At 64.6% G+C, this 24731-nt stretch carries 27 protein-coding genes and 1 pseudogene; 10 read left to right on the forward strand and 18 right to left on the reverse strand.

What is annotated here, in order from left to right; translation table 11 throughout:
* Window positions 1–378 (forward strand): hypothetical protein (locus QX135_RS17795; RefSeq protein WP_316179341.1); only part of this gene is annotated, 378 nt, incomplete at its 5' end.
* Window positions 379–515: 137 nt separating this feature from the next.
* On the opposite strand, the pseudogene QX135_RS17800 reads toward QX135_RS17795, so the two are convergent.
* The 4 genes and pseudogenes from QX135_RS17800 to QX135_RS17815 all read right to left on the reverse strand — a co-directional run.
* Window positions 516–841: pseudogene (locus tag QX135_RS17800) on the reverse strand (amidohydrolase); the annotation flags it as partial.
* A 139-nt stretch (window positions 842–980) separates the two neighbouring features.
* The gene (locus QX135_RS17805; protein WP_315739926.1) at window positions 981–1208 is read right to left on the reverse strand and encodes a hypothetical protein; all 228 of its coding nucleotides are present in this window, start codon (window positions 1206–1208) and stop codon (window positions 981–983) included.
* 330 nt (window positions 1209–1538) lie between these two features.
* A complete protein-coding gene (locus QX135_RS17810; RefSeq protein WP_315739728.1) occupies window positions 1539–1745 on the reverse strand; it encodes a PRC-barrel domain containing protein in 207 nt (68 codons plus the stop codon).
* A 140-nt stretch (window positions 1746–1885) separates the two neighbouring features.
* Complete coding sequence (locus QX135_RS17815; RefSeq protein ID WP_316179338.1) at window positions 1886–2419, reverse strand: tannase/feruloyl esterase family alpha/beta hydrolase; 534 nt, start codon at window positions 2417–2419, stop codon at window positions 1886–1888.
* 142 nt (window positions 2420–2561) lie between these two features.
* Here QX135_RS17815 and QX135_RS17820 point away from each other — a divergent pair, with 142 nt between their 5' ends.
* Window positions 2562–3920 (forward strand): LLM class flavin-dependent oxidoreductase, encoded by a 1359-nt coding sequence (locus QX135_RS17820; protein ID WP_316179336.1) that lies wholly within the window; start codon window positions 2562–2564, stop codon window positions 3918–3920.
* An 18-nt stretch (window positions 3921–3938) separates the two neighbouring features.
* Here QX135_RS17820 and QX135_RS17825 read toward each other — a convergent pair whose 3' ends face one another.
* Window positions 3939–4538 (reverse strand): aspartate/glutamate racemase family protein, encoded by a 600-nt coding sequence (locus QX135_RS17825; RefSeq protein ID WP_316179357.1) that lies wholly within the window; start codon window positions 4536–4538, stop codon window positions 3939–3941.
* Here QX135_RS17825 and QX135_RS17830 point away from each other — a divergent pair.
* On the forward strand, window positions 4459–4626 hold the full coding sequence (locus tag QX135_RS17830) for a hypothetical protein (protein WP_316179359.1): 168 nt from the start codon (window positions 4459–4461) through the stop codon (window positions 4624–4626). The genes QX135_RS17825 and QX135_RS17830 overlap by 80 nt on opposite strands.
* A 77-nt stretch (window positions 4627–4703) precedes the next feature.
* On the opposite strand, the gene QX135_RS17835 is transcribed toward QX135_RS17830, so the two are convergent.
* A complete protein-coding gene (locus QX135_RS17835) occupies window positions 4704–5366 on the reverse strand; it encodes an O-methyltransferase (protein WP_316179335.1) in 663 nt (220 codons plus the stop codon).
* Window positions 5367–5459: 93 nt separating this feature from the next.
* Here QX135_RS17835 and QX135_RS17840 point away from each other — a divergent pair, with 93 nt between their 5' ends.
* A complete protein-coding gene (locus tag QX135_RS17840; protein ID WP_316234205.1) occupies window positions 5460–6110 on the forward strand; it encodes a TetR family transcriptional regulator in 651 nt (216 codons plus the stop codon).
* A gap of 378 nt (window positions 6111–6488) precedes the next feature.
* On the opposite strand, the gene QX135_RS17845 is transcribed toward QX135_RS17840, so the two are convergent.
* On the reverse strand, window positions 6489–7241 hold the full coding sequence (locus tag QX135_RS17845) for a hypothetical protein (RefSeq protein ID WP_315799143.1): 753 nt from the start codon (window positions 7239–7241) through the stop codon (window positions 6489–6491).
* Between the two features lie 1451 nt (window positions 7242–8692).
* Between QX135_RS17845 and QX135_RS17850 the strand changes: the two genes are divergently transcribed.
* The 6 genes from QX135_RS17850 (at window position 8693) to QX135_RS17875 (ending at window position 13707) form a co-directional block, all read left to right on the forward strand.
* Window positions 8693–9622, forward strand: a complete 930-nt coding sequence (locus tag QX135_RS17850; protein WP_315777648.1) for an aliphatic sulfonate ABC transporter substrate-binding protein — start codon at window positions 8693–8695, stop codon at window positions 9620–9622.
* 81 nt (window positions 9623–9703) lie between these two features.
* A complete protein-coding gene (locus tag QX135_RS17855) occupies window positions 9704–10324 on the forward strand; it encodes a nitroreductase family protein (protein WP_316179331.1) in 621 nt (206 codons plus the stop codon).
* Window positions 10325–10416: 92 nt separating this feature from the next.
* Entirely contained in the window at window positions 10417–11712 is a 1296-nt protein-coding gene (locus QX135_RS17860; RefSeq protein WP_316179329.1) for an O-acetylhomoserine aminocarboxypropyltransferase, read from the forward strand.
* A gap of 3 nt (window positions 11713–11715) precedes the next feature.
* The gene (locus tag QX135_RS17865; RefSeq protein ID WP_316179327.1) at window positions 11716–12498 is read left to right on the forward strand and encodes an alpha/beta hydrolase; all 783 of its coding nucleotides are present in this window, start codon (window positions 11716–11718) and stop codon (window positions 12496–12498) included.
* A gap of 124 nt (window positions 12499–12622) precedes the next feature.
* The gene (locus QX135_RS17870) at window positions 12623–13027 is read left to right on the forward strand and encodes a BA14K family protein (RefSeq protein WP_315799147.1); all 405 of its coding nucleotides are present in this window, start codon (window positions 12623–12625) and stop codon (window positions 13025–13027) included.
* A 140-nt stretch (window positions 13028–13167) separates the two neighbouring features.
* Window positions 13168–13707, forward strand: coding sequence for a hypothetical protein (locus QX135_RS17875; RefSeq protein WP_316179325.1), 540 nt, complete (start codon window positions 13168–13170; stop codon window positions 13705–13707).
* A gap of 436 nt (window positions 13708–14143) precedes the next feature.
* Here the strand turns inward: QX135_RS17875 and QX135_RS17880 are convergent, their stop codons facing one another.
* The 11 genes from QX135_RS17880 to QX135_RS17930 all read right to left on the reverse strand — a co-directional run bounded on the left by QX135_RS17880 (window position 14144) and on the right by QX135_RS17930 (window position 24353).
* On the reverse strand, window positions 14144–15052 hold the full coding sequence (locus tag QX135_RS17880; protein WP_316179323.1) for a flagellin: 909 nt from the start codon (window positions 15050–15052) through the stop codon (window positions 14144–14146).
* Window positions 15053–15067: 15 nt separating this feature from the next.
* Window positions 15068–16825, reverse strand: a complete 1758-nt coding sequence (flgK, locus tag QX135_RS17885; RefSeq protein WP_316179321.1) for a flagellar hook-associated protein FlgK — start codon at window positions 16823–16825, stop codon at window positions 15068–15070.
* Window positions 16826–16852: 27 nt separating this feature from the next.
* Entirely contained in the window at window positions 16853–17305 is a 453-nt protein-coding gene (locus QX135_RS17890; RefSeq protein WP_316179319.1) for a flagellar protein FlgN, read from the reverse strand.
* A gap of 15 nt (window positions 17306–17320) precedes the next feature.
* Window positions 17321–17590, reverse strand: a complete 270-nt coding sequence (locus QX135_RS17895) for a hypothetical protein (RefSeq protein ID WP_315739744.1) — start codon at window positions 17588–17590, stop codon at window positions 17321–17323.
* Window positions 17591–17593: 3 nt separating this feature from the next.
* Window positions 17594–18832, reverse strand: a complete 1239-nt coding sequence (flgE, locus tag QX135_RS17900; RefSeq protein WP_315739745.1) for a flagellar hook protein FlgE — start codon at window positions 18830–18832, stop codon at window positions 17594–17596.
* A gap of 22 nt (window positions 18833–18854) precedes the next feature.
* A complete protein-coding gene (locus QX135_RS17905; RefSeq protein ID WP_316179316.1) occupies window positions 18855–19520 on the reverse strand; it encodes a flagellar hook assembly protein FlgD in 666 nt (221 codons plus the stop codon).
* 458 nt (window positions 19521–19978) lie between these two features.
* Complete coding sequence (locus QX135_RS17910; protein ID WP_315739747.1) at window positions 19979–20251, reverse strand: hypothetical protein; 273 nt, start codon at window positions 20249–20251, stop codon at window positions 19979–19981.
* Between the two features lie 232 nt (window positions 20252–20483).
* Complete coding sequence (locus tag QX135_RS17915) at window positions 20484–20909, reverse strand: flagellar export chaperone FliS (RefSeq protein ID WP_316179314.1); 426 nt, start codon at window positions 20907–20909, stop codon at window positions 20484–20486.
* Complete coding sequence (gene fliD / locus QX135_RS17920; RefSeq protein ID WP_316179312.1) at window positions 20909–22624, reverse strand: flagellar filament capping protein FliD; 1716 nt, start codon at window positions 22622–22624, stop codon at window positions 20909–20911. Before fliD ends, QX135_RS17915 begins: the two co-directional genes overlap by 1 nt.
* A gap of 61 nt (window positions 22625–22685) precedes the next feature.
* Window positions 22686–23510, reverse strand: coding sequence for a flagellin (locus QX135_RS17925; RefSeq protein ID WP_315739750.1), 825 nt, complete (start codon window positions 23508–23510; stop codon window positions 22686–22688).
* Window positions 23511–23648: 138 nt separating this feature from the next.
* Window positions 23649–24353 (reverse strand): RNA polymerase sigma factor, encoded by a 705-nt coding sequence (locus QX135_RS17930; RefSeq protein WP_315756401.1) that lies wholly within the window; start codon window positions 24351–24353, stop codon window positions 23649–23651.
* Between the last annotated feature and the right edge of the window lie 378 nt (window positions 24354–24731).

Below are 24731 nucleotides of genomic sequence, written 5' to 3' on the forward strand. Positions count from 1 at the left end.
GCGAAAACCATGGTGTTACCTTTGAAACATTGTCCGCCGAAGTCTTCTCGTCCGATCCCAGAACCAAAAGCCGAAGCTCTCAATCCCGAGACCCGCAAGGACTCCGCCGTCCACGTTTCTCTTTCTTCATCTTCACTTGTCAAACAGCCCGCACTTGTTAGTTCGCTTGAACTAATTAGTGCAACTTCTCTGGTCTCTTTCGCCGTCGAAGTCCCCGTTGCCGGGGCGCTTCACATAGCTGATTTTGAGAGACCGTCAAGAGCTTTTCTGAAGAAAAACTCAGGAGCCAGTCGGAAGAAAAAACACCAAAGAAAGCAACGTCGGTCCCGAAAGTCGGGGGCCTCAGTCATCAGTGATGTCCGGCTGGCGTGGTGGTGAGATAGTGCGGCGCCGCATCCCGCGCAAGAACTTTTTGCGACGGCTGTGCAGAAATGTGGATAGCGCTGTCGCCCCCCACGCTCGGACCCGTCACACGCCGTTTCCGTTCCATTTTGAAACGGTTGGCGCGCGCAGCGTCAGGAATTGCTCGTGTGCGGTTGCACCAGCGCACGATACGAGTGCGGCATCCGCATGCGGGACGAGATCTTTCCGCCGGACGACGTTGGTCGGATGGAAGCTGTCGAGATTGCTGGTGTCGATGTCGACGGTCTCGATCCCCTCCCCCGCCTGCGACGATCGCCTCACGGCGCGGAAACGCTGATGTATCCGGACCGAACACGCCGCTGAGCCCGGGATCGAAATTCGCGGCGTCGCACACATTCGCGAATGCGAAGTAGGCGTTGTTCTCACCACCGCGAACACGGAGGTGAGGCCAGTGCTGCAGATCGGCACCGGCCGGGATGCGTCTTGCGATAGGTTGAGAGGGTGCCGTCGGGAATTGGCCCGGCCTCGGCCGGATCGGTCAGCCCTGTTGCCGCAAGTTCCGGAAACACCACTGGCAGCGCCGCGCCCCCCTCGTCCGACGCCGGCGCGAGACGGCGTCAACGCGATCGCGGCGGAGTGCTGCGTGCTGGAGCCGTCAGGAAGCGATCGAGCTCGACGATCGCTTCGGCCTCGCGGGCGCGCCGCAGCTGCCTGGCCTGCTCGATGCCCGGCGGCAGACGTTTCGCCCTGTCTCGCGCCTCGCGCGCCATCTCTAGCAACCGCTCACCCAACGACATCGTCTGCTTGACACGCCGACGCCGTTTCTTCCGACCTTCTACTTCCATGCGGGTTTGCATCCAGTTTCATTGATGCGCACCGACAACTCTAGATCAGGAGATGCCGGGCGCATCAACATAAGTGAATCGGCCGCGACCACCGTAGTCCGGGCGGCAGAGCAGCAGCGGCCGGCCGCGCCGGGAGCATCGAGGCTAGCCGCAGCGCCGGCCCGCTCTCGTATCATTTGATATGCGATGCGCAGGTCTTCCGGCAGGCCTCTGCAAAGGCCGCTCGAGAAGTTCGAACGCTCGATCCGATGCCCCACGCAACGCCATGCGACGCGTAATCAAGCCGTTTCGATCGTTTGAGCGTTCCAAATCCGAGACCAACGCCGCCGCTCAGGATTGCGTGAACTTGATGGTCGACACCGGCCAGCGCCCGTCATGACCGCGAAGGGTGATGCGCAACCCATGCAGCTCATCAAGATACACCTGCTCCACGGTTCCGGCCTTGCCGTCGCTCAAGGCCACGCATTTGCCGATCAGCTCGGTCTGGACGTGCTCGAACTCGCACAGAATGGTGAAGGCTCGCGTCTTGGCAACCATGAGGGACCGGTGTGTGGGCTGATGGGAGCCGCAACGCTGCGGAGACAGGTCGGCTGGCAGATAGATCGGCTCATCCCCCTCCCGGGTCAACCGCTCATCAAGTGATCGTGCACACCGTGCAGACGGCATGCACGACCTGTTCAGCGGCACTCGAAGTTCGCTGCATCCTCGAGGCTGCCGCTGCCCTTGGAGGTCAGCACCTTCGGGAACGCGCAGAGATCGCGCGTGCGCCCGGGCCGTGGCACATCGGCCGCACGCCGCGCGGTGGCGCGGATCGCCTCAGGCGCCGCGGCCGTGCCCTCCACCCATTGGTCCAGCGCGATCAGCAAGTGGAACTGATTGGTGGCGGGTCCGCCGCCGCAATGGTTCATGCCGGGAAACAGGAACAGCCACGCGAACCGGCAAGCGGCACGCGATAGGCCGGCGCGCCCGCGATGACGCCGTCGAACAACTCGGGGAAGCGCTGCCCCAGAAGCGGTCACGCCCGCGGGTGCCGGCGGCGTCAGTTGCACGCCGCCCGCGGCGACGAACTCGGCCGTGACGACGCGCCCGCTGTCGGCGAGGCCTTGCGCTAGCGCGGCGCAACTCGCCTTCAAGTCCTGCGCATGGACGGAGGCCACAGCCGACGATGTCAGTACCAGCGCGGCCAGCGTCGTGATCCGGATCGCCGCCAATCTCGTCCTCCCCACATGCGGGCCACGGCCCGTCCTGCGCCGTCATTGATCCGCGGCGCGCAGCGGCCGTGCGCATCCACGCGATTGAAAACCATAGGCGAAGCGTGCCATCTGGTCGGCTCAAGACAGCGTCGAGGACATCATGGCTGCGGACATCCGGTTGAATGCGTTTGCGATGAACTGCGTCGGGCACCAGTCGCCCGGCCTGTGGCGGCATCCGCGCGACCGCTCCTCCGACTACAACCGCCTGCCCTATTGGCTCGACCTCGCCAAGACCTTGGAGCGCGGCCGCTTCGATGGACTGTTTCTCGCCGACGTACTCGGCGTCTACGACGTCTATGGCGGCACCCCCGACGCGGCGCTCCGCCACGCCATCCAGGTGCCCGTCAATGATCCGATGATGCTGATCTCGGCAATGGCCGCCGTGACCGAGCATCTCGGCTTCGGCGTCACCTGCACGCTGTCCTATGAGCCGCCCTACCCGTTCGCGCGGCGGATGTCGACGCTCGATCATCTCACCGAGGGCCGCATCGGCTGGAACATCGTCACCGGCTATCTCGACAGCGCCGCACGCGGCATGGGCAGGGAGCGCCAGACCGCGCATGACGACCGCTACGACGTCGCCGACGAGTACATGGAGGTCGTCTACAAGCTGTGGGAAGGCAGCTGGGAGGACGACGCCGTCAAGCGCGACCGGACCAGCGGCGTGTTCACCGATCCCACGAAGGTTCACCGCGTCAGCCATCGCGGCGAGAACTACCAGCTCGACGCCATCCATCTCTGCGAGCCGTCGCCGCAGCGGACGCCGGTGCTTTATCAAGCCGGCACCTCGCCGCGCGGCCGCGTGTTCGCCGGCCGCCATGCCGAATGCGTGTTCATGTCCGGCCCGTCGGCCAAGATCATCGCGCCGCGCGTCGCCGCGATCCGCCAGGCCGCCGCCGACGCGGGTCGCGCCGGCAGCGACATCGTCATCTTCAGCATCGCCACCGTCGTGCTCGGCGAGACCGACGCGGCGGCCGAGGCGAAGTTCGCCGACTATCGCCGCTACATCGACCACGAGGCGTCGCTGACCCTGATGTCGGGCTGGACCGGCGTCGACTTCTCGACCTACGACCTCGACCAGCAGGTCCGCCACGTGCTCAACGATGCCGGCCGCAGCGCCATGGACAACGTCACGCGCGCCGATCCGGACCGGGTGTGGACCGTGCGCGAGGTTGCCGAGCATGTCGGCATCGGCGGCATCGGCCCGGTGTTCGTCGGCGGGCCTGCGAAGGTCGCCGATCTCGTCGAGAGTTGGATCGAGCAGACGGGCGTCGACGGCCTCAACCTCGCCTTTGCGCTGTCGCCGGAGAGTTTTGCCGATGTCACCGACATGCTGGTGCCGGAGCTGACCAGACGCGGCCGCTACAAGAAGGCGTATCAGCCAGGAACGTTGCGCGAAAAGCTGTTCGGCCGTGCCCGGCTCGCGGCGCCGCATCCGGCGGCAAGCTACCGGCCATAGCACAGCGCACTTGGCTGCTCACGCGGACAGCCGCTGCAGCAGCTGCGAAACCGCTGCCGCGATCGGCTTGATGATCGGCACGGCGAATTGCGGCTGCAGCTGATCGGCCGCCTGCGCCAGCGGTCCACCGCCGATGATCACGGCTTCTGCACCGTCCTCGGCAATACAAGCGCGCGTGACGTCAGCCAGGGCGGCAGCAAGCCGCGCCGGATCGACGGCGAGCGCGGCCGGGTCGCCTTGCGTCAGACGCGTCCCGGTGAACTGCGCCGACAGGTCCAGCCTGTCTGCAAGGCCCGCGATGCTCGCAACCAGCGCAGGCGTCACCGTGGCAACGCCGAAGCGCCGCCCGCCCTCTGCGGCCTCGCGCATCGACGCCTCGCCGATCCCGACCACCGGCAGCGGGCAGAGCCTGCGCAGCTCCGCGGCGCCGGGATCGCCGAACGCCGCGACGATGATGCCATCGCAAGCATCGCGATGCCCGCAGCCGATGTCGACCACTTCCGCAGCCGATGCCGCCAACGCCTCGGCATCGACGATCATGGCCGGCGCCCGCATCGCGGTCGCGCCGACCACCTCCGCCCGGCCGGCACAGCAGGCGGCCGCAATCGACACCATCATCGCGGTGGTCGCGGCCGAGCTGTTGGGATTGATCAGGAGGATGCGAGGCATGCGAACGGTTGCTCAGATGACGAAGCTCTCCTCGTGAACAATCGCCGGCCAAACGTCAACTCCAGGCACATTCGCCGATGAGGGTGGCGGACATCGCCGTTCGTCGCCGGCCGCTCACCCGATCCGCATCGACAATTCGACTTCGTCGCCGAACGGCATCGACAGATAGCCGTTGGCCGGCGAACGGACGTAGGCGAGGTAGTCGGGGCTGTGGTCGGCATTGTCAGCGACGATGAACGCGCCGGCGCTGAGCCGGCTCTCGAGCAGCGCCAGGATATCGCCATACAGCGGCTTGGCGCCGTCCAGCAGAACCAGGTCGATCGCGTCCGGGAGATCACCGCTCAGCGTCTGCAGGGCGTCGCCCTGGCGGATCTCGACCAGATCGGCCAGGCCGCCCTCCGCGAGGTTGGCACGGGCACGGGCGACCTTGGACGGCTCGAACTCCGTGGTGATCAGCCGGCCGCCGCCATTGTCACGCAGCGCCGCGGCGAGGAACAGCGTCGAGATGCCGAACGAGGTGCCGAATTCGACGATCGATCGCGCACCGACGCCGCGCGCCAGCATGTAGAGCAGCATGCCGGTGTCGCGCGACACGGGCAACGGAAAGTCCTTGAGCTGCGTGTAGAGCTCGACATGGCCGGACCTGCTGCGCATCAGTTGCGCGCCCCGTTCGACCAAGCCGGCGAAGATCGGACTCGTCTCCGGCCGCAGCAACATGGCCTCGGCAAGCAGGCGATCCAGCAGCGGCGCCACCGGCTGAGCGGTCAGGGTGATCATTGATATTCTCCGTGTTCTCGATGCGTGTCGTTTGCGTCGAAGTCAGAATACGAATAATCATTCGCATTCGCTAATCGCATTTCGGAACGCTCCATGGCCCCGGCTCGAAAAGCCCCGATTTCCCCGCGAAAACTGCCCCAACAGGCACGCTCGGCCGACCTCGTCGCGGCCATACTTCAGGCGGCTGTTCAGGTCTTGACCAAGGAAGGCGCGCAACGTTTCACCACGGCCCGTGTCGCCGAGAAGGCCGGCGTCAGCGTCGGCTCGCTCTATCAGTACTTCCCGAACAAGGCGGCGATCCTGTTCAGGCTGCAGAGCGACGAGTGGCAGCAGACGACGGAACTGCTGCACGGCATTCTGGAGGACACGCGCCGTCCGCCTTTGACGCGATTGCGCGCGCTCGTTCACGCGTTCCTGCAATCGGAGTGCGACGAAGCCGCGGTGCGCGGCGCGCTCGACGACGCCGCCCCGCTCTATCGCGACGCGCCCGAGGCGCGCCGGGCCAAGACAAGCGGCCGCCGCGCCATGCTCGCCTTCATGCGCGAGGTGCTGCCTGGTGCTGGAGAGGCCGAGCACGCGCGGGCAGCAGACCTGATCAAGACGACGCTCAGCCAGGTCGGCAAGCACTTCTCGGAGACGCCGCGCAGCCGGGCCGAGATATCGGCCTATGCCGATGCGATGGCGGACATGTTCTGTGCGTACCTCTCCACCGCGAACAAGCCTCACAGACGCAAGGCCGGGTAGTCCCGCAGCCGGCGCGTCCCCGCCTCTTGTTTGCGCAAGGACGGCGGACGGGATTGCACTTGTTTGTTCGCACGTCGAGGTTTGCGAGTACGGCGAAGCTGAAAATCCACTTGGGTGGGAAGTTTCCTGCCTCGGGATCGCGCAGCCATCCTACAAGGAACTGTTTCCGCATCACGTGAAAGCGTACGAAGGTCGGCTCAAAGAGTGACATTCGTCCGCTTCTGCCCATCCCGGGCCTTTCGGTCGAAGCTTGCGACGTCGGTTCTCGGGGTTCAACCGGAAGTAGGCCGTCGGACGGCGGCTTTGACCCAAAGCGAACGATCACGCTGCACCGGCAGAGTGCGTGGAGCGGCGTCACATTTGGGTGGATCAGAGGGGCTAACCTCTGACGCCGGGACCGCCGTTGCGCTGGGGCTTGGGCGCACAGTTGTTGTTCTCGGAGGTAGGTTCGCACTTCAAGACGTGGTCCTTGACGAAACCTCGGATCGTGCCGCCCGCCCGCCTCAGGATGCCCGGGTCGGACGGGGTGTAGGTCTGGTCGCATTTCGACATTACCGAGGCGACCTTCGTCATCTCGTTGCTCGCGCCGATCTGCACCGACTCCTTGCCGCAGCTGCCGGAATTGATCTGCTTGAGCAGTTCGATTCGCTTTCTCCCGAGGGCGAGAATGGGCCCGCACTGCTCACGCTCGCTGGCCCTCTGCCACAGACCCTTCAGCCTGTCGTCGTGAGCCTGCAGCGAGGCGATGTTTCCCGCCTTGCAGGCCCGATCGGGGGCGTCGGCCACCGTATCGGAGGCGCGCGAACGGGCGCTCGCCGGCGCCGGCCCGATCCGAGTCGCGGTGGCCGTGCCGGTCGACATCGACTTGCCGTCGGGCGCCAGCGTGTAGTTCCAGGTGCCGAGGCTGTTGGTGTAGGTGAGGACGTTGCCAGAGCAGGTCCAGGTGCCCTGCACGCAGGCGGGATGTTCGCTGCACAGCGCGCGGCCGTCGGCCTTCACCGAACCGCGGTTGCCACTGCCGGAATGCCGCCACTCGCCGACGAACTTAGAGGCACAGCTGGCGGGCGGCGCGGCTAACGCCGGGGTGGCGAGGGTAGCGAAAATCAGGGAAGCCGCAATCAACAATCTCATCAATATGTCTCCTTGGAATGCGGCAGCAATCCTACAGACCGGCGTCGGCGCGGCAAGGCCGACCGCCTGCCTTTTCCCCGACATGAGTCGAGGCACCCCCGCGATAGCTGCGGGGTTCTCCAACCATGCAGGCGTCGTCGGTGTGGGCGGCGGCTTCACCAACGTGCTGCGCAATGTAAACACGGCGCATGGCGACAAAGATTGTCACCATTCAGCTGATCGAGTGGACGTCCTGAGGAATGTGCTTGGCGACGACGAGTTGCCGCCTCCATTTCCATGTCCGCCCGTGGCCCGGGCTCGGACTACCCGGTCTACGCTTCGGATGTCCACAATGGGCTGAATGCGAACGCCGCTGACTCGGTCGCGGAGGTTTGCTTTAGTCACGGGCTGTCCTCCCGAATGCGCTTGCTCCGCGGCTCCTGCCCCCAATGGCTGCCGATTTGTCGCACCGCGCAAGTCGGAGGCCTCAGGCCAAATCCGCTCATGAGCTCCCGCGCTTCATTTCGGCCGGCAGATGCAAGGCCGTTCGATCGGACAACCCGCCCAAACCTCTGCGGAGAGTTACTAAGACGTAGATGGCCGGGACGAGGTCCGGCCATGACGTGGAGGCAGAGGGGCTCAAGCTGATTGTCATATGCCAAAGCTCCAGGTCTTGCGTGACGAGCCTATTGCTTCTCCTCGCGCTTGCGCGACGGAACGAAATTCGCCCGCGTTCTCAAGCTGATTTGCCCTGTCCAGTCCTCCTGCGAAAAACATTCTTGTTTCTTTTTTTCGGAATTTGTGGTTGTATCACCCTATCCCGCCCGATCGAGAGGGGCGCTTCGCGAACGTCACGAAACGTTGGTGCGGGATGCGATGGCCGGTTCTCGTCGCAGCGTGCGTCAAGCGCGCGGACGAACGATGGGAGCCGGACGGCGAAATCGCGTGGTCCTGATACTCCGATGCTAGTATCAAGTCTGCGACGAGGCTCGGCTTCGCGCAGGCGACGGTGGCCAGAAAGCTCGGCGCGCCGGGGAGAACGCGTATAAGCCGTAAGCCCGTTGCGCAGGGAAGGCCGGATGTCCGGCTGATCCTGTGGTAACCGCCGCGTGCTTCCTTTTTTGCACGCGGGCCATGGGTGTCAGTCGACGCCCGGCCTTCCCTGTGCCCTCTCTCGATGGAGGGACGAACGGCAGACACATCTCGGACGCCCTGCGCGTCGCGAGGATGCGAGCGGCTGTCTCGTCAGATCTCGCGCGCCAAGAAAACAAAACCCCTCGCGGCACGGGCACATGAGAAACTTTCATCTCCATATGAACAGATCTGCAAAATTGCGCAGGGCTCACGATCCTGCGAATGATCCTGGACAATTGCATGCAACCGCCTGTTTGGGAGATTGCCGAATGACACCGTCCTTCAGCGGCCTGCGCCGCGCTCGGCCCTTGCATCTCGCCCGTCGCGGCGTCCTGATGATGGCCGCGGCCCTGCTCGGTGCGCTCGCCACGTCGCAAGCCGACGCAGCCGAGACGCTGCGCATCGGCTATCAGAGATCCTCGACCCTGATCGCCCTCCTCAAAACCAATGGCGAGTTGGAGAAGGCGCTGACGCCGCTCGGCATCAAGGTGTCGTGGCACGAATTCTCCAGCGGCCTGCCACTGCTGGAAGCGATCAACATCGGCAGCATCGATGTCGGCGCCGATGTCGCCGATACCGTCCCGGTGTTCGCGCAGGCCGCGGGCGCGAGGCTCGCTTATGTCGCCGAGGAGGCCGCCTCGCCGTCGGCGCAGGCGATCCTCGTGGCAACGGCTTCGCCGACCAAGACGCTCGCTGAGCTGAAAGGCAGGAAGATCGCGGTGACCAAGGGCGCCGGCAGCCACTATCTGCTGCTCGCCGCGCTCGCCAAAGCGGGTCTCACCTTCAAGGACATCACCCCCGCCTATCTGCCGCCCGCCGACGGCAGGACCGCTTTCGTCAGCAACAATGTCGATGCCTGGGTCGCGTGGGATCCGTTCCTGACCAGCACCATCCGCCAGTCAGGGGCGCGCGTGCTCGCGGACGGCAGCGACGGGCTTGCCAGCTACAAGCGCTACTATCTCGCATCCGCCGACTACGCCGCCGGGCATGGCGACGCCCTCAACGTCATCTACGGCAAGCTCGTCGAAACCGGCAAATGGGTGAAGGCCAATCCGGGCGCCGCGGCGAGCCAGCTCGCAGCGCTCTGGGGCATCGATGCCGCCACCGTCGAGGAGGCCAACAGCCACCGCTCCTACCAGGTCGGCGCGGTCACCGCGGCCGGCCTGTCGGAGCAGCAGAAGATCGCGGATGCTTTCCTGGCGGAGCGCGTGCTGCCGGCGAAGGTGGACACATCTGCGTTGGCGATCTGGACTCCCAAAGCGCCGTGAGCCACACAGGAGCCGAGATTGTGCCCGGCAGCGAAGCGCGGCACGAGGCCCGACGACGAGCCTGAACGAAGGAGACCACCCGTGACTGCCCATCTTCCCCCGCCGACCGACCGCATCACCGAGCATCCGGCGCATCGCATCTTCGTCGATCGCTGGTCGCCGCGCGGCTTCAGCGACGAGGCGCTTCCTGAGACGCAGCTCCTGACCTTCATCGAGGCGGCCCGCTGGGCGCCCTCCTCCTACAATTCGCAGCCCTGGCGCTTCCTCTACGCGCTGCGCGGCTCGGCCGAGTTCGACACCTTCCTGGCGCCGCTGGTCGAGTTCAACCGCGGCTGGGCGCAGCATGCCGCGGCGATCGTCTACGTGCTGTCGAAGAAGACCTTCATCCCGGCCGGCAAGACCGAGCCGGCACCAACGCGCACGCATTCCTTCGATGCCGGCGCGGCCTGGGCCAATTTCGCCAACCAGGCGGCGGTGTCCGGCTGGATCACCCACGGCATGAGCGGCTTCGACGTCGCCGCCGCACAGACAGCGCTCGGGGTGCCCGACGGTTTCGCCGTGGAGATCGCGATCGCGGTCGGCCGCAAGGGCGACGGCGCCAACCTGCCCGCCATGCTCAAGGAGCGCGAGAAGCCGAGCGCACGCCTGTCCATCGCCGAGATCGCCTCGGCCGGCCTGTTCCCGCAGCGCTTCGGCGGCTGATCGATGTCTCAGGGGCGGCGCACCGCGCCGCTCCTGACTGACGGCGAAATCTGTGGCAGAAGATGCGATCTGCTTGAGGAGAGTTGATCCGCATGCCGCCGCCGAAACCGCCCGCCTTCGAAACCCTGAGCCTGCACGCGGGCCAGCACCCGGATCCCGCGACCGGCGCCCGCGCGGTGCCGATCTATCAGACCACGTCCTATGTGTTCGACGACACCGAGCACGCCGCGGCGCTGTTCAATCTCGAACGTGCCGGCCACATCTATACCCGCATCTCCAACCCGACCACGGCCGTGCTCGAAGAGCGGCTCGCCGCGCTCGAAGGCGGCGTCGGTGCCGTCTGCACCGCGAGCGGCCAGGCGGCGCTGCATCTGGCCATCGCCACGCTCCTGAATGCGGGCGATCACATCGTCGCCTCCTCCTCGCTCTATGGCGGCACCATCAACCTGCTCGCGCACACGCTGCCGCGCTTCGGCATCACCACGAGCTTCGTCAAGCCCAGGGATCACGACGGTTTCCGCGCCGCGATCAAGCCGAACACGCGGCTCCTGATCGGCGAGACATTGGGCAATCCCGGTCTGGAGGTGCTGGACATCCCCAAGGTCTCGGCGATCGCGCATGCAGCCGGCGTGCCGCTCCTGATCGATAACACCTTCGCGACGCCCTATCTGAGCCAGCCGATTTCCCAAGGCGCCGACATCGTGATGCACTCTGCGACCAAGTGGCTCGGCGGCCATGGCATCGCGATCGGCGGCGCGATCATCGATGGCGGCCGGTTCGACTGGCGCGCGTCCGGCAAATTCCCGCAGCTCACCGAGCCCTATGCCGGCTATCATGGCATCGTCTTCGACGAGCAGTTCGGCGCGGCCGCCTTCATCATGCGCGCGCGGACCGAAGGCCTGCGCGATTTCGGCGCCTGCCTGTCGCCTACCAACGCGTTCCATCTGCTGCAGGGCGTCGAGACGCTGCATCTGCGCATGGAGCGGCACGTCGCCAACACCCGCGCCGTGCTGGAGGCGCTGACGGCCAACAAGGCCGTCGACTGGGTGCTGCATCCTTCGCTCGAGGCCCATCCGGACCATGCGCTCGCCAAGGAGCTGTTGCCGCGCGGCGCCGGCTCAATTATCTCGTTCGGCATCAAGGGCGGACGTCCGGCGGGGCGCAAGTTCATCGAGAGCCTGAAGCTGATCAGCCATCTCGCCAATGTCGGCGATGCCAAGACGCTGGTGATCCACCCCGCCTCGACCACGCATCAGCAGATGGACGCAGCCCAGCTCGACGCGGCCGGAATCGGCGAGGAGCTGATCCGGCTCTCGGTCGGCATCGAGGCGGCCGGCGACATCATCGACGATCTCGGACAGGCGCTGCGCGCCTCGCAGAAGGTGTGAGCCATGCAGCTGTCAATCGGAGATCATGAGGTCTTCGCCGCCACGGGCGGCCGCGATTTCGATTCGCCCCTGCCGGCCGTCGTCTTCATCCATGGCGCCGGCTTCGATCATTCGGTCTGGGCACTGCACAGCCGCTGGTTCGCCCATCATGGCTTTGCCGTGCTGGCGCCCGATCTGCCGGGCCATGGCCGCTCGGCGGGCCCGGCGCTGCCGACCATCGCTGCGATGGCCGATTGGATCATCGCGCTGTTGCAGGCGTTGAACGCGAAACCCGCTCACCTGATCGGCCATTCGATGGGCTCGCTGATCGCGCTGGATGCCGCGGCACGCCATCCCGATCGCGTGTCGGCGCTCAGCCTGATCGGCACCGCGGCGACGATGACGGTAGGGCCTGACCTCCTGAAGGCCGCCGAATCCAACGATCACGCCGCCATCGACATGGTCTCGATCTGGGGCCTCGGTTTTGCCGCCGAGCTCGGCGGCAGCCGCGCACCGGGCTTGTGGATGCATGGCGGCGCGCAGGCGACCTTGGAGCGCTGCGCGCCGGGCGTGCTGTTCAACGATCTCTCGGCCTGCAACGAGTACCAGGATGCGCTGGCATCGGCGGCCAGGATCAAGGTGCCGACGCGGCTGATCCTCGGCGAAAAGGACATGATGACGCCGCTGAAGGCCGGCAAGGCGCTGGCGGCTGCGATTGCGCAATCGCGCACGACCGTCCTGCCCGGCGCGGGACATACGATGATGACAGAATGTCCCGATGCGCTGCTCGATGCGCTGATCGATTAGCTTGCGGTCACGGTTCCGCTCTTGGATGCGACCTCGTGCCGCCGACATGCTCCTTCGCGGCGCGGAACGGAGGGCGACGGCGAGCCGTTGCCCTCCGGCACAAAGAACAGAAAGGAGCACGCAGATGGATCTGCGCAAGCTTTTGACGGTCGCCACCATCGGAACGATGGCGCTCGCGGCCGCATCGCCGCTCGCCGCAGCGCCGTTGCTGCCGAACCACCCGGCGCCGACCCCAGCCACGCAGAACGCGACCGAGCCGCAGCAGGTGCAATATCGCCACTGGCGCGGCGGTTACGGTCATCGCCACGGCTATTACGGCCATCGCTCTTACGGGCATCGCCACGGCTATGGTGCGGGTGCCGCCGCCCTCGGCGGCCTCGCGGCCGGCGCGATCATCGGGGGCGCCATCGCCGACAGCCGCGCCGAGGCCGCCAACGCCCAGGCCTATTGCGCCCAGCGGGGCCGGTCCTACGACCCGGGCTCCGGCACCTATCTCGGCAATGACGGCCTGCGCCATTCCTGCCCGTAACGACACCAAGGTCGATGCCCCCCCCCGGCATCGACCGCCGCCTGGACCAATGGCGCGTGACAAAACGTCCGCTGCGACAAATGCAACGAAGTTCGTCTCGTCCGGTTGAGCATAGCGCTGAATCAACGGGAGACATCAGGATGGTCACCTTCAAAGCCGCCGCGACGCTCGCCATCGCCGGCGCACTTTCTGTATCCACGCTGCACTCGGTCTCGGCTGCGCCGCTGACGTCGCTGTCAGCAACCGCCAAACCGAGCGCCGAAAGCTCGAATGCCGTGCAGGTCCGCTACGGCGGCTGGCATGGCGGCTGGGGCGGCGGTGCCGCGATCGGCGCGGGGCTGTTGGCGGGTGCCCTGATCGGATCGGCGATCGCCGCACCCTCCTACTATGGCGGCTACGCGCCCTATCCCTACTACGGCGGGTATCGCTACGCCGCCTATCCCTACGGCTATGGCGGCTACTACCCGGCCTACCGGCCCTATTACGGCGGCTATTATGGCTACAGCTACGTGCCGCGCCCGATCTATCGCAGCTACGGCTATTCCTATGGCCCGCGGCCGTGGCGGCACAGCTACGGCTATTACCGCGGTCCGGGTTGGGGCCATCATGGCTGGCACGGCGGCCGTCATTTCGGACACCGCTACGGTCATGGCGTGATCCGCGCCCATCATCGCTGGTGATGTGATTTCGCTGGTGCGTGGGGCTCGCCCGACGCACCGGCACGGCGATGCGCAACCTCCGCCGCGGCGGATGACGTACTCCTCATGATCGCGCCAGACGAACACGACAAATGTCGCCAACGCCTCATTGCGCCGGGCGCGATTACCCACCAGATCTGCTCGAGAGCCATGACCGTGGCGACGAAGGCGCAGACGACTCCAGTGCGGAATTCCTTGGCGGCTCGACGTCCTGATCATCCTCTTCTCGCAGATGGAGCTGCTGGACTTTCGCGTTTTCCTTGATCCGCCCATACTCACCCCACCGATCCCGCGCAGCGCCGCTGTCGAACGTCGCAAGCTAGGCAATTGAGAGGTCCGCCGACGAGATGCCCGCCAGCGAGCCGCATGGTTTGAATCGGCAGTCCGGCTCTGCTGGGCTCGCACGATGTCCCGAAACTCAGCGCAGGTAACTGGCCAGGTTCAGGCTCTGGATCTTGGAGATGGCGGTATAACTCGCCGTGAGCTGGGCTTGATAAGTCGAGAGCTGGGCGGTGACCGCAGCGACGTCCACGCTGGTCAGGTCGGTCGCCAGACTCTCGGCATAGCTCTTGTAGTCGGTCTGCTGAGACTTCACGCTCTCGATCCGGGACGCTGCATCGGAGACCTTGGCCTGCACCGTGGCGACATCGTCCACTGCTTGATCGGCAAGCGTCAGCGCGGAGGTGATGTCGGTTCCGGACAGGGTCGAGCTATTCGCAACGAACTTCAGAACACGCATGACCTCCTCGAAAGCAGGGTTGTCGGCGGTCACGCCATACGTCACGGACTGGCCGTCGGAGACACGGACCGAGGCAAGCTCGCTGTCGCCCTGATAATAGCTGGTATCCGTCGTGGCCAGCGATCCCGAGCCGGACGCGAAGGTCGAGGTATCGACAGCCGGAGTCGAGGTGCGCCCCCCGCCGAACAGATATTGCCCATCATACTGGGTGTTCAGAATGCCCGCCATCTGCTGCAGCAACTGCTGCGCGGTACTGATCGCCGACGTGGTTCCCGTGCTGCTGCCGGAGCTCGCGGCGCTCAGGGCCGTGCGCAGCTGACTGACGATGTCGGACACCTGTCCCACCGCGGAATACATGACTTGCAGCTTGCTGTCGGCCAGGGTCGCAGCATCGATATAGGATTGCGCCCGCGTGACCGAGACCTGAAGATTGACGACGTGCTGGGTGTCGGCGCCGTAGCCGGCGAGATACTCCGATTTCAGCCCCGAGGCTTCCTGCACCTGGAGATTGGCCATGGTCGCCTGCGTCCGCAGCGCGCTCGTGATCATCTGGTCGGAGTTCGAGAATGTCGCAATCCGCATCGTCATGATCTGCGCTCCGGACTAGGTCGATTGCACGGCAGTGAGCAACGAAGAGAACATGCTGTTGATCACGGAGATCAGCTGCGAGGCGGCAGCGTATTTGTTCTGCAGCGAGCTCAGCCGCGCGGTCTCCTCGTCGAGATTGACGCCCGATTGCGAGGACAGCGAGCTGGCATAGCTCGACTGGGCCGTCGACTTCGCGGTGTAGGCAGTGGAGGCCTGCGAAGCCTTGCTGGCGACATTGGCGACGATCGCCGCGGCATAGTCGGCAAACGAGCCGGTCGTTGCGCTCAGACCTCCCGCCGACGCAAAGCTGGTCGAGCCGGTGAACTTGTCGATGAGCGCATTGATAACCGTCGCCGAGCCGGCCGTCAGCACCTGGCTGCCGGTCGTCAAGGTCGCAGAACCGTCGAGCGTGCCGGTCGGCAGACCAGAAGCGCCGCTCAAGATGCTGCTGTTGACGGCAAAATTGGCGGCGCTCGTGCCGGTGACGAGATCATTCATGCCGAAATAGTTGGAGAAGCCGCTGCCGCCGACCGCACTGGTCATATCGTTGATCGCGATGCCGTTCGACGACGACGTGGCGCTGATCGACAGGTGTCCGCTGGAGTCGATCGAGGCAGAGACCCCGGAGATGCCGTTGAGTGCCGTGACCAGATCGCCCACCGTCGCGTAGGACGACAGATCGAGATCCTGGTACGAAACGAGATTGCCGCTCTGGTCAGCCACGGCGATGCGGACCGTTCCGGACGCCGACAGGGCGGTCGTGCTGCTGACGCTCGCCGACCCGGTCAGAGTGGCCGGAGGTGGCACGGCCGACGCGCCATTGCTGATCTCATTCAGCGCCGATTTCAGCTGCGAAGCCAACTGATCGAGCTGGGTCTGCGCGGCCGGCAAGGTTTCGTCCCGCAACGTGACCAGCGAGCCGATCTTGCCCGACGTGATCTGGGACGTGACGTCGACGCCGTCGACCATGATGCCGCTGAAGCCGCCGGACGCATAGCTCGAAGCCGCCGAGACATTCGCCGAGGCCGTGTAGCTCAGCGCGTGCGCCGAGCTGTCGACGAGGGCTCGCCCCGACGAGGTATAGACCTGAAGATCGCCATTCGACGCCGTGTAGTAGCTGACGTTCATGTAGGACGAGAGGTCCTGCAGCGCGGCATTGCGTTCATCCTCGAGATCCGCGGTCGATTGGCCGGACGCTGCCATTCTGCGGATCTCGACATTGAGATCGGCGATCTGCTGCAGGTCGTCGTTGACGCTCTGAACCGACGACGCGATGTCCTTGTCGGCGTTGGCGCGCAACGTCTGCACGCCACCAGAGGTGCTGCGCAGCTGGCTGGCGAAATCGTCCAGAGCGCTGACGACGGCCGATTGCAGCGAAACACTGCTGGGCGAGCTCGCCAACGACGACAAGGCGGACTCCAGTGATGCAAGAGAGTTTGCCAGCGACGTTCCCGTCGTCGAGGTGCCGGATGTGGACGCGCTGCCGAACAGCTGCTGCAGTTGCGTCAGGTAGTCGTTGGTGGTGTCGGCCGCGCCGAGCTCGGAATTGGATCCGATCAGGGATTTCAGCAGCAGCTTGTCGACATTGCTCGAAATGCCGGTAATCGAAACACCGGTCCCAACTCCCCCGGTCACATTCGTGACCTGGTTGGCCGTCTTCTGCGTATACCCCTTCGTGTCGGCGTTCGAGATGTTCGACGACGCCACGCTGATCTGCAGCTCCGTGGCCGAGATGCCGCTGAACGCGACCAGCCGTGCTATGTCGAGCGACATCACTCTACTCCCGCTGCTGGGCGGCCATCATGCCCTGACATTGGTTCCACAGGACGTCGCACGCGCGGTGCGTCGCCCGCCTGCGCCATAGGGCGCCGCATTCGCGATCTGCTCGCGGATCGCCTGCATGACTGCCTCGATGCGACGATTGCTGGCTTCGATCGCAGCCCGCAGCCGAACGAGGTTCTCGTCCATCGCGCCACGCAGGTTAAAGATATGCTCCATGAGCTGTTCGCGCAGGACGCGGTCGCGGACGTCGAGACTCGCCGTTCGCCTGGCGCATTCGGCAACCCGCTGCTCAAACAGCCCGGCGAGCCGATTCTTGTCGTCAAGCTGCTTGGAGCGCGAGGCCGGGAGCCCTTTGGCAAGCTCCGCATTCTCCTCCGACACCACCGCGATGATCTCGTCAATCAGCGCGATCAAGGTCCGCACTTCATCTTCGCTGGCCGGCCGCTGATCGGCCTGAACTGCGTGTTTCATCCTGTCGCTCCCATCCTACTGTTCACGCTGCGGTCGGCGGCTGATCTGCGCGACACGGGCGTAGGTATTCAGCGCCGTCACCCTCACGGTGGCGACCTTGAGCTCTTCGTCGAGCAGCGCGCATTCACGCAGAAGCTTTCGTCGGACCGTTTCGATATCGTCAATCAAGGTCAACAGTTGCGCGCGGTCGTCCTTGCCGACGGTCGCGGCGCGCAGTCTCAGCCGCCGCAGCTTCTTCAGCAGAGCCTCGCCCTCGCCGAGCCGCTCCCTCTTCAGGTCGGCCATGATCTACCTCATCGACGAGATCAGGGTGTCGTACATCTTGTTGACCGCCGAGATCACCTGCGATGCCGCCGAATAGGCCTGCTGAGCCGAGATCATATTGCTGAACTGGCCCGTGGTGTCGGTCGTACTCGACTCCAGCTCACTGCCGTAGATGGTTCCTGCACCATTCTCGCCGGACGCCTGCAGGGTCGCATTGCCCGACGTCGCCGTCGACGTGTACATGCCGCTGCTATGCGCCACGAGGCCATTGGGATCGGCGAAGGTCGCCACCGCGATCTTGTAGATCGGAACCGTCTGGCCGTTGGAATACGTCGCCTCGACGAGGCCGTTCTTGCCGACCGAAATGCTGCTCAGCGTACCGAAAGAGATGCCATCGGAATTGGCACTGAAATTGGAGACGCTCGGCGTCGTGCTGCCGGATGACAGCTGGGTCAGACCATCGGTGCCGCCGCCCGTCGTGCCGAAGCTGAGCGCGATCGAGCTGGCCGCCGCGCCGTTATTCCAGGTGATGCCGAGATTGGTCGAAGAGACCGTGCTCAGCGAGCCATCTGAGTTGAAATCGATTGTATAGGTGCCGCTCGTCACGGTGCCGTCCGACGCCGTGGCCGGCGCGAAATCGGCGGTCCATTCGTTCGCCGTCGCCCCCTTGGTCCAGGTGACGTTGAGCGTGTGCGATTGCCCCAGCGAATCGTACACCGTCATCGAGCTGCTGAAGGTATCGCCGCTCGCGGCATCGGCCGGCAGGTTGGCGGCGAGCGACGTCTTGGTGGTCGCTCCACCATTCGTCAGCGCAACCTTGGTGTTGATCGATTCGAGCCCATTGCCGACCACGTTGCCGCTCGCATCGGTGCGCCAGCCTTCGAGATAATAGCCGTTGTTCTCGAGGTAGCCGGCATTGTCGGTGGTGAACGCGCCGTTGCGGGTGTAGAAGGTCTCGCCTCCGGCCGAAGTCGAGTTGGTCGCGACGAAGAAACCCGAGCCCTGGATTGCGACATCGGTCGCGTTGGTGGTGGCGGCCAGCAGCCCCTGCTGCGTGATATTGGCACGGCCGGAGACCGAGACGCCACCCGAGGAATAGGCTTTCGAGCTGCTCGATGCCGTCACCAGCTGCTCGAACAGGCCGGACGTGGTCTTGTATCCGGTCGTATCGGCGTTGGAGATATTGTCGCTGATCATGGCGAGCGATGAACTCTGCGCGTTGAGCGCCGAGATCGCCGATGACAGGGCTCCAGAAAGACTCATGATTGTACTCCGGGTAATGCCGTCAGGAGGTGACGCCGATAATGTTGCTGGCGCTGACCGGAACGCCGCCGACGGTGAGCGACGGCGTGCTGGTCGAGGTGTCGATGCCGGTTACGGTCCCGGTGATCGTCGTGTAGTTGAGAACCGAGGTGCCCGCGGAGTCCGTCGCCGTCACGGAGATCGTGTACTGGCCGCCGTCGCTGAGCTGATTGCCGCTGGAATCGGTGCCGTCCCAGGTGATCGAATTGGCGCCCTTGTTGCCGGTCCCTGTGCCGGTCCAGACCGTGCTTCCGGAGGAATCCTTGATCGATATCGAAACGTTCGATGCCGCCGACGAGAGGGAATAGCCGAACGTCGCCGAGCCATTCGAGAGAACGGCAGTGTCACTCTTGGCCTCGACGGTGTGACCGATGTAGTTCACTGAATTAAGCGTCACCAGGCTCGAGAACGAGCCAGCCAGCGAGGTCATGCTGCTGTTGAGCGACTGCTGCGAGGTGTAGTTGGCGTAGGACGTCATCTGGTTGATGAAGTCGGTCACGCTGGTCGCGTTGAGCGGATCCTGGTTCTGCAGTTCGCTCACCAGGAGCTGAAGAAATTCGGTCGAACTGAGTGTCGTACGCGATGCGTCGCTGGATGATGAGGTCGATGAGGTGGTCGCGGTCGACGAACTCGCGGCGGAAACAGTCATGACGGAACTCCGGCTCGCGCCGCGAACGGCGGCGGGACACAGCACGACCACACGGTCGCGAAGGCGTTTGCTGATCAAACGGCCGGAGCACCGAATCCAGGCGCACAATTAGTCGGTCGAATTAGTTGATCCGACGGCAGAATTTGCCGGCGCGCGGTTGCGCAGGGGCGGCAAAAATCGCCTGGTGCGGGGCCCCGCTCTGCATCGGCAGCGCGGCCTCGCGGCGCACTCGGCCGGTGGGCAGGACGAGACCAGCAGAGAGTATGGACGGCGCGACCAGGTCAGATCGGCTGCACCCGTCGCGTCATCTCCCGCGCCACGGCTCGCGTCGTCGCACTCGGGCGCCCCCGATTCATGCGCAAGCGAGCTCGACAAATTGAGGGTGATGGTGTTGCGGTTCCGGCGCCCACGGCCCAACCGGCCGAAGCGCAGTCGCCCAAGCTCGGCCCTGGCGGAGCTCAGCCGGGCTGGTGGGCGTCAGCCGGGGCGGTTGACGCTTCCTCTTGGGTCAGGCGGTTGGCCGCAGCAAGGATACGCGACGTCAAGCCCGCGGGTGCACGAACCGGCGGCGACGACAGCGCCTCACGAACAAGACGTGCCTCGGACAGCAATCGATCGGCCTCGGGAGAGGATGCAAGCAGATCAGCAGCCGATTGACGCTGCTCGGCTGGCCAGCGCGAGATGTCCTCACCCAGCCTACCGATCAGATCCTCGAATTCCCTGACGTCCATCGTCCGCCCAATCCAGCGCTTCCGGCTTGGTCATAAAGCATTCAGCCCGCGAACGAAATTGATATCGGCAATTGTGACGATCGACCGCAACCGGACGCGGGAAACTCCGTATTTTTCGGGAGCCGTCTGCACGCGACGCCGCACTGGATACCGAAACGGGAGACAATGCAGCCCGTTTCTGATCGGTTTCCCAAGATTTCCGCAGTGCGGCAGGTGCCTGATTCGGACAGAGCTACCGACGGTTGGCCGAATCACCGGCTGCTCGCTTTCCCCGGGCTGCCGCATCGACAGCCTCCCACGCCTCCCGCAGCTCCAGCAAACTTTGAGTGATCCGCTGGAAATTCTCGCGCATGTGAGGTCGACCGTAGGCCCGCAGCGCGGCCACGATCAGGGCGTTGTAGGTTCCGAACAGCTGGTCGGCGACCGGCCCGCCGCGCGTTGGATCAAGGTGAAGGCTCAATCCGCGCAGGATGGCGGTCGCCCGGGTCACATGGATGTGCCCCTCCTCGAAGCGGCGGGCCTCCTGCGCCTGCAGCGACTTCTGCAAGCTCAGCATCGTTCCGTTGAGCAGCATGATGACGGCCCGGAGCGGCGGAACGGCCACCGCAGCACCGCGATAGGCCTGACTTGCGAATTGCGCCATCGAATTTTGGGTCATCAGTTACTCGAACTCGCGTTGAGAAGGGCTTTCAGATAGGTAAGCGTGTTGTTGGCGCTCTCGATGGCGGCCTGATATTTGGCGTATTGCGCCGTGAGCTGAGTCTGGAACGTGGCGGCCGAGCTCTTGATGTCATCGACCTTGGCCTGCATCGTCTCGTCCTGCGAGGTCAGATTGTCGATCAGCGTCTGCAGCGATCCCGTGCTGGACGATGCGGTCTTGGCGATCTGGTAGATCTGGGTTGCAAGCCCCTGTGTGGAGGTCACGGTGACCGATTGCGACGTCGAGCCGGTGTAGGTGAAGGCCATCCCGGCATAGATCGTCCCGGAATTGCCCACGATCGTGTTGCCGCTGACCGTGAACAGCGAGCTGTCGCCGCCGACCGACGCGGTCGTGAGCGTCCCCGACGAGTCCACAGTCAGATCCAGGGTGAACGACTGCGGCGACGATCCGGTATTGACTACGCTGAGCTGGCTCGACGAGGTCTTGGTCTGCGCCGACAACAACGTCGTCACGCCGCTCAGATTGGTGCTGAGGATCGTCGACAGGGTGCCAGTATCGAGCTCGAGTTCGTTCTTCTCGTTGAACGACAGGCCCAGGTCCGCCATCGTCAGCCCGCCGACCGAGGTTCCGAGCACTGCCTGGAGCGAATTCATGATGTCGCGCATGGTGCCGTCGCCGAACAGGACGGAGCTCGAGGACGCCGTCCCGTCCGAATTGGTGGTCTGCTGCGCGATCACGGCATCGCGGAATGCGTTGTAGTCGGTGACGAATGTCTGCAATGCCGACGAGATCTGGCTCGTGTCCGTCCCGATGGTGACGGTCAGCGTCGTTCCGGACGGAGTCGCCTGCAGCAGATCGAAGGTGACGCCGCTGAGAACGTCGGTGATGTCGTTGGTGTTGCGCGTCAGGCTGATCCCATCGAGCGTGAATTCCGCCTCCTGCGCCGTCTGCAGCACGGTCGTGAAGGCACCCGAGCTGTCGGTCACGCCAAGCTTGTTGAGCACGTCGTCGCCGGACGAGCTGGCATAGGTGATGTCAGCGGAATCCTGGGTTCCCGTCAGCACCAGCTGATACGACCCGCTCGATACCTGGACGATCGACGCCTCGACATTGGTCGTAGAGGTCTGGGCATTGATCGCGTCGACGACATCCTGCAGCGACATGCCGCTGGTGATGGTGATGTCGGCCGTGCTGCCGCCGGATAGGCCGAGCGAGAACGTGCCGGAATAGCCGAGTGCCGCGGTCTGGCTCGACTGCGCCGTGCCCGTCACCTTGTGTGCGGTGGCGATCTGGCCGATCGTCAGCGTGTGGCTGCCGGTCGCAGCACCGTTGCTCACCGACATCGACAGAGCCGATGAGGCGCTGACGTCGCCGGTCGCGCTGATGGTGGCGGCCCGCGTGGCGAAGGCGTTCGTCGCAAGCGAGTTCACCATCGACGTCGCCAGTGACGACAATCCCGAAGACAGCGTCTTCAGCGCAGTCTGCAGCGTCTGGTAGGCCGTGATCTTGGCCTCATTGGCCGTGATCTTGGTCGAGATCTGGGTCGCTTGGGTGAGCTTGGCATTGACCGCGGATTCGATCAGCGCAGTCCAGTCGATCGTGCTCGTCGTGCTCGTTCCCGACGTCGTGAGCGAGCTGCTCGAACTCGTCGATGATGAGGAAGAAGACGACGTCGTGCTGCTCGTGCTCGAGGTTGCGCTGCTCACCGTCATCTATCGTCGTCCTCCAAGGAAAAAGCCGGACCGGCGAGGCGCCGGCCCGGCAGATCACAACTCAGCCCAGCAGCTTCAGGAGGTACTGCGGGATCTGGTTGGCGGCGGCTTCCGCCGACACCGCGGCCTGGGTCTTCACCTGCGCCGACGACAGTTTCGCCTGCTCCGACGCGATGTCGACGTCCTTGATCGCGGAGTTGGCCGATTGCAGGTTCTGCGTCTGCGTGGAGATCGAGTCCGCCGAGAAGTTGAAACGCGATTCCTGCGCGCCGATGTCGGCGCGGGCCTTCGACACGGTGTCGATCGCGGTGTCGAGAGCGGTCAAGGCTGCGGTCGCGCCGGTCTGGGTGCTGACGTCGAGCGACGAGACGCCGAGCGTGCTCGCGGTGAGATCCGACAGCGTGATGTTGATGGTGTCGGACGCGGACGAGCCGACCAGGACCGAGACGCCCGACGAGAAGGTGCTGGTGCCGTCGAGCAGGCTCTGGCCGCTATAGCGCGTTCCGGTCGCGATCGACGAAATTTCGCTGATCAGCTGCGAGAATTCCGACTGGATGTAGGTGCGGCTGGTTCCGACCGTGGTGCCCGATGCGGACTCTGAGGCCAGCGACTTCATGCGCGCCAGGATGTCGCTGATGTTGGACGCGCCGCCATCCGCTGTCTGCAGGATCGACGTCGCCTGCGCCGCGTTGGTCGCAGCCTGCTGCAGCGTGGTGATGTCCGACGAGATGCGCGTCGAAATGGCGAGACCGGCCGCGTCGTCCGAGGCTGACGTGATGCGCGAACCGCTCGACAGCTTGGCGAGCGAGCTCGTCTCCTGGTTGGAGTTGATGTTCAGGTAACGGACGGCGGAGTTGGCGGCGATGTTGGTGGAAATTGCGGGCACGGTGAGGACTCCTGAGTGATCGGCAAAGCACGCCGCATCGTGGAAGGACTGACGGTGCGGATCGGCCCCGTCTGACCGATCAAACGGAAGCGCCTGCGGGATTCAGGCGGGAATTCTCCTGCGCCGAGAATTTTATGGTTAGCAATCCGTGAAGGCGCCGCGAATGTCGCGCTCGTGACGCCGCAGCATGTCGCGCAGTTGCTGGCGTCCCCGCTTCAACAGGGACTCCACGGCGGCCACTGTCGTGTCCATCACCTCGGCGATCTCGCCGTTGCTCATGTTCTCGTGATACGACAGGATCACGGCGATCCGTTGCTGCTCCGGAAGCCGCTGCATCGCTCCCTCCAGGAGGACGCTGAGCTCCGCACGCTCGATGACGCTCACTGCATCCGGCTTGCCGTCCGCAACCTCGGGTACCACGTCGACATTCTCGGTCCGCGGCTTGCGGCGGATGTCGATGCAGCGGTTGCTGACGACGCGATAGAGCCAGGTCGAGAATTTGGCGCGACCGTGCTGCCACCGCCCCCGGTGAGTCCAGACCTTCAACATCGTGTCCTGCACGACGTCCTCGGCGTCGGCGGCATTGCCGACGATGCGCAACGCAATCGCATAGGCGCGATCGATGTGGCGCTCGACGAGAAGACGAAATGCGAGCTCCTCTCCGGTGGCGAGCCGGTCGAGCAGGTCCTTGTCCTCGTCGAAGACCGCGGTCTCGCCTGGCGGCGCGGAGTCGGGAACCGTGCTGGCCGACTCGCTCGACGACAGCGCCGCGACGTCCGGGGACCCCGGCTCTTTCGAAGATATGCCATCGGCCGGGGCCCAGACGTCCAGCGCGTAGCTCATTTCCGAATCTCCAACCCGCAATGCCGAATGCGGCATTCGCAGACGGCTTCCGATCGTTGAACGTGGCGACCGAAAGAAGCAGGCGAAGATTTTTTGTGACTTTTCAGGTAGTTAGATGGAATGTTTTGCCCAGGGACAGGCAAATTCTGCCGCACGCGGATCGAGCGCCCGACGATCGTTGAGAAAGAGAGGCCGATGTTCGGCATGGCGGGGGATTCATTCCAGAAGACGAATTCAGCAGAAAACGCGAGCTGCAACGCTTACTAACAGCATCCGTGGATGCATACCGCGCACACAAAGTCCGCGGTTGAGCAAGGTTCGGAATTATTGCGAAACGATCATCTCGCCCGGCAATTTTTTCCGAATCACCTCGACGAA

The organism is Bradyrhizobium sp. SZCCHNR1098, assembly GCF_032489375.1.
GTDB lineage: Bacteria > Pseudomonadota > Alphaproteobacteria > Rhizobiales > Xanthobacteraceae > Bradyrhizobium.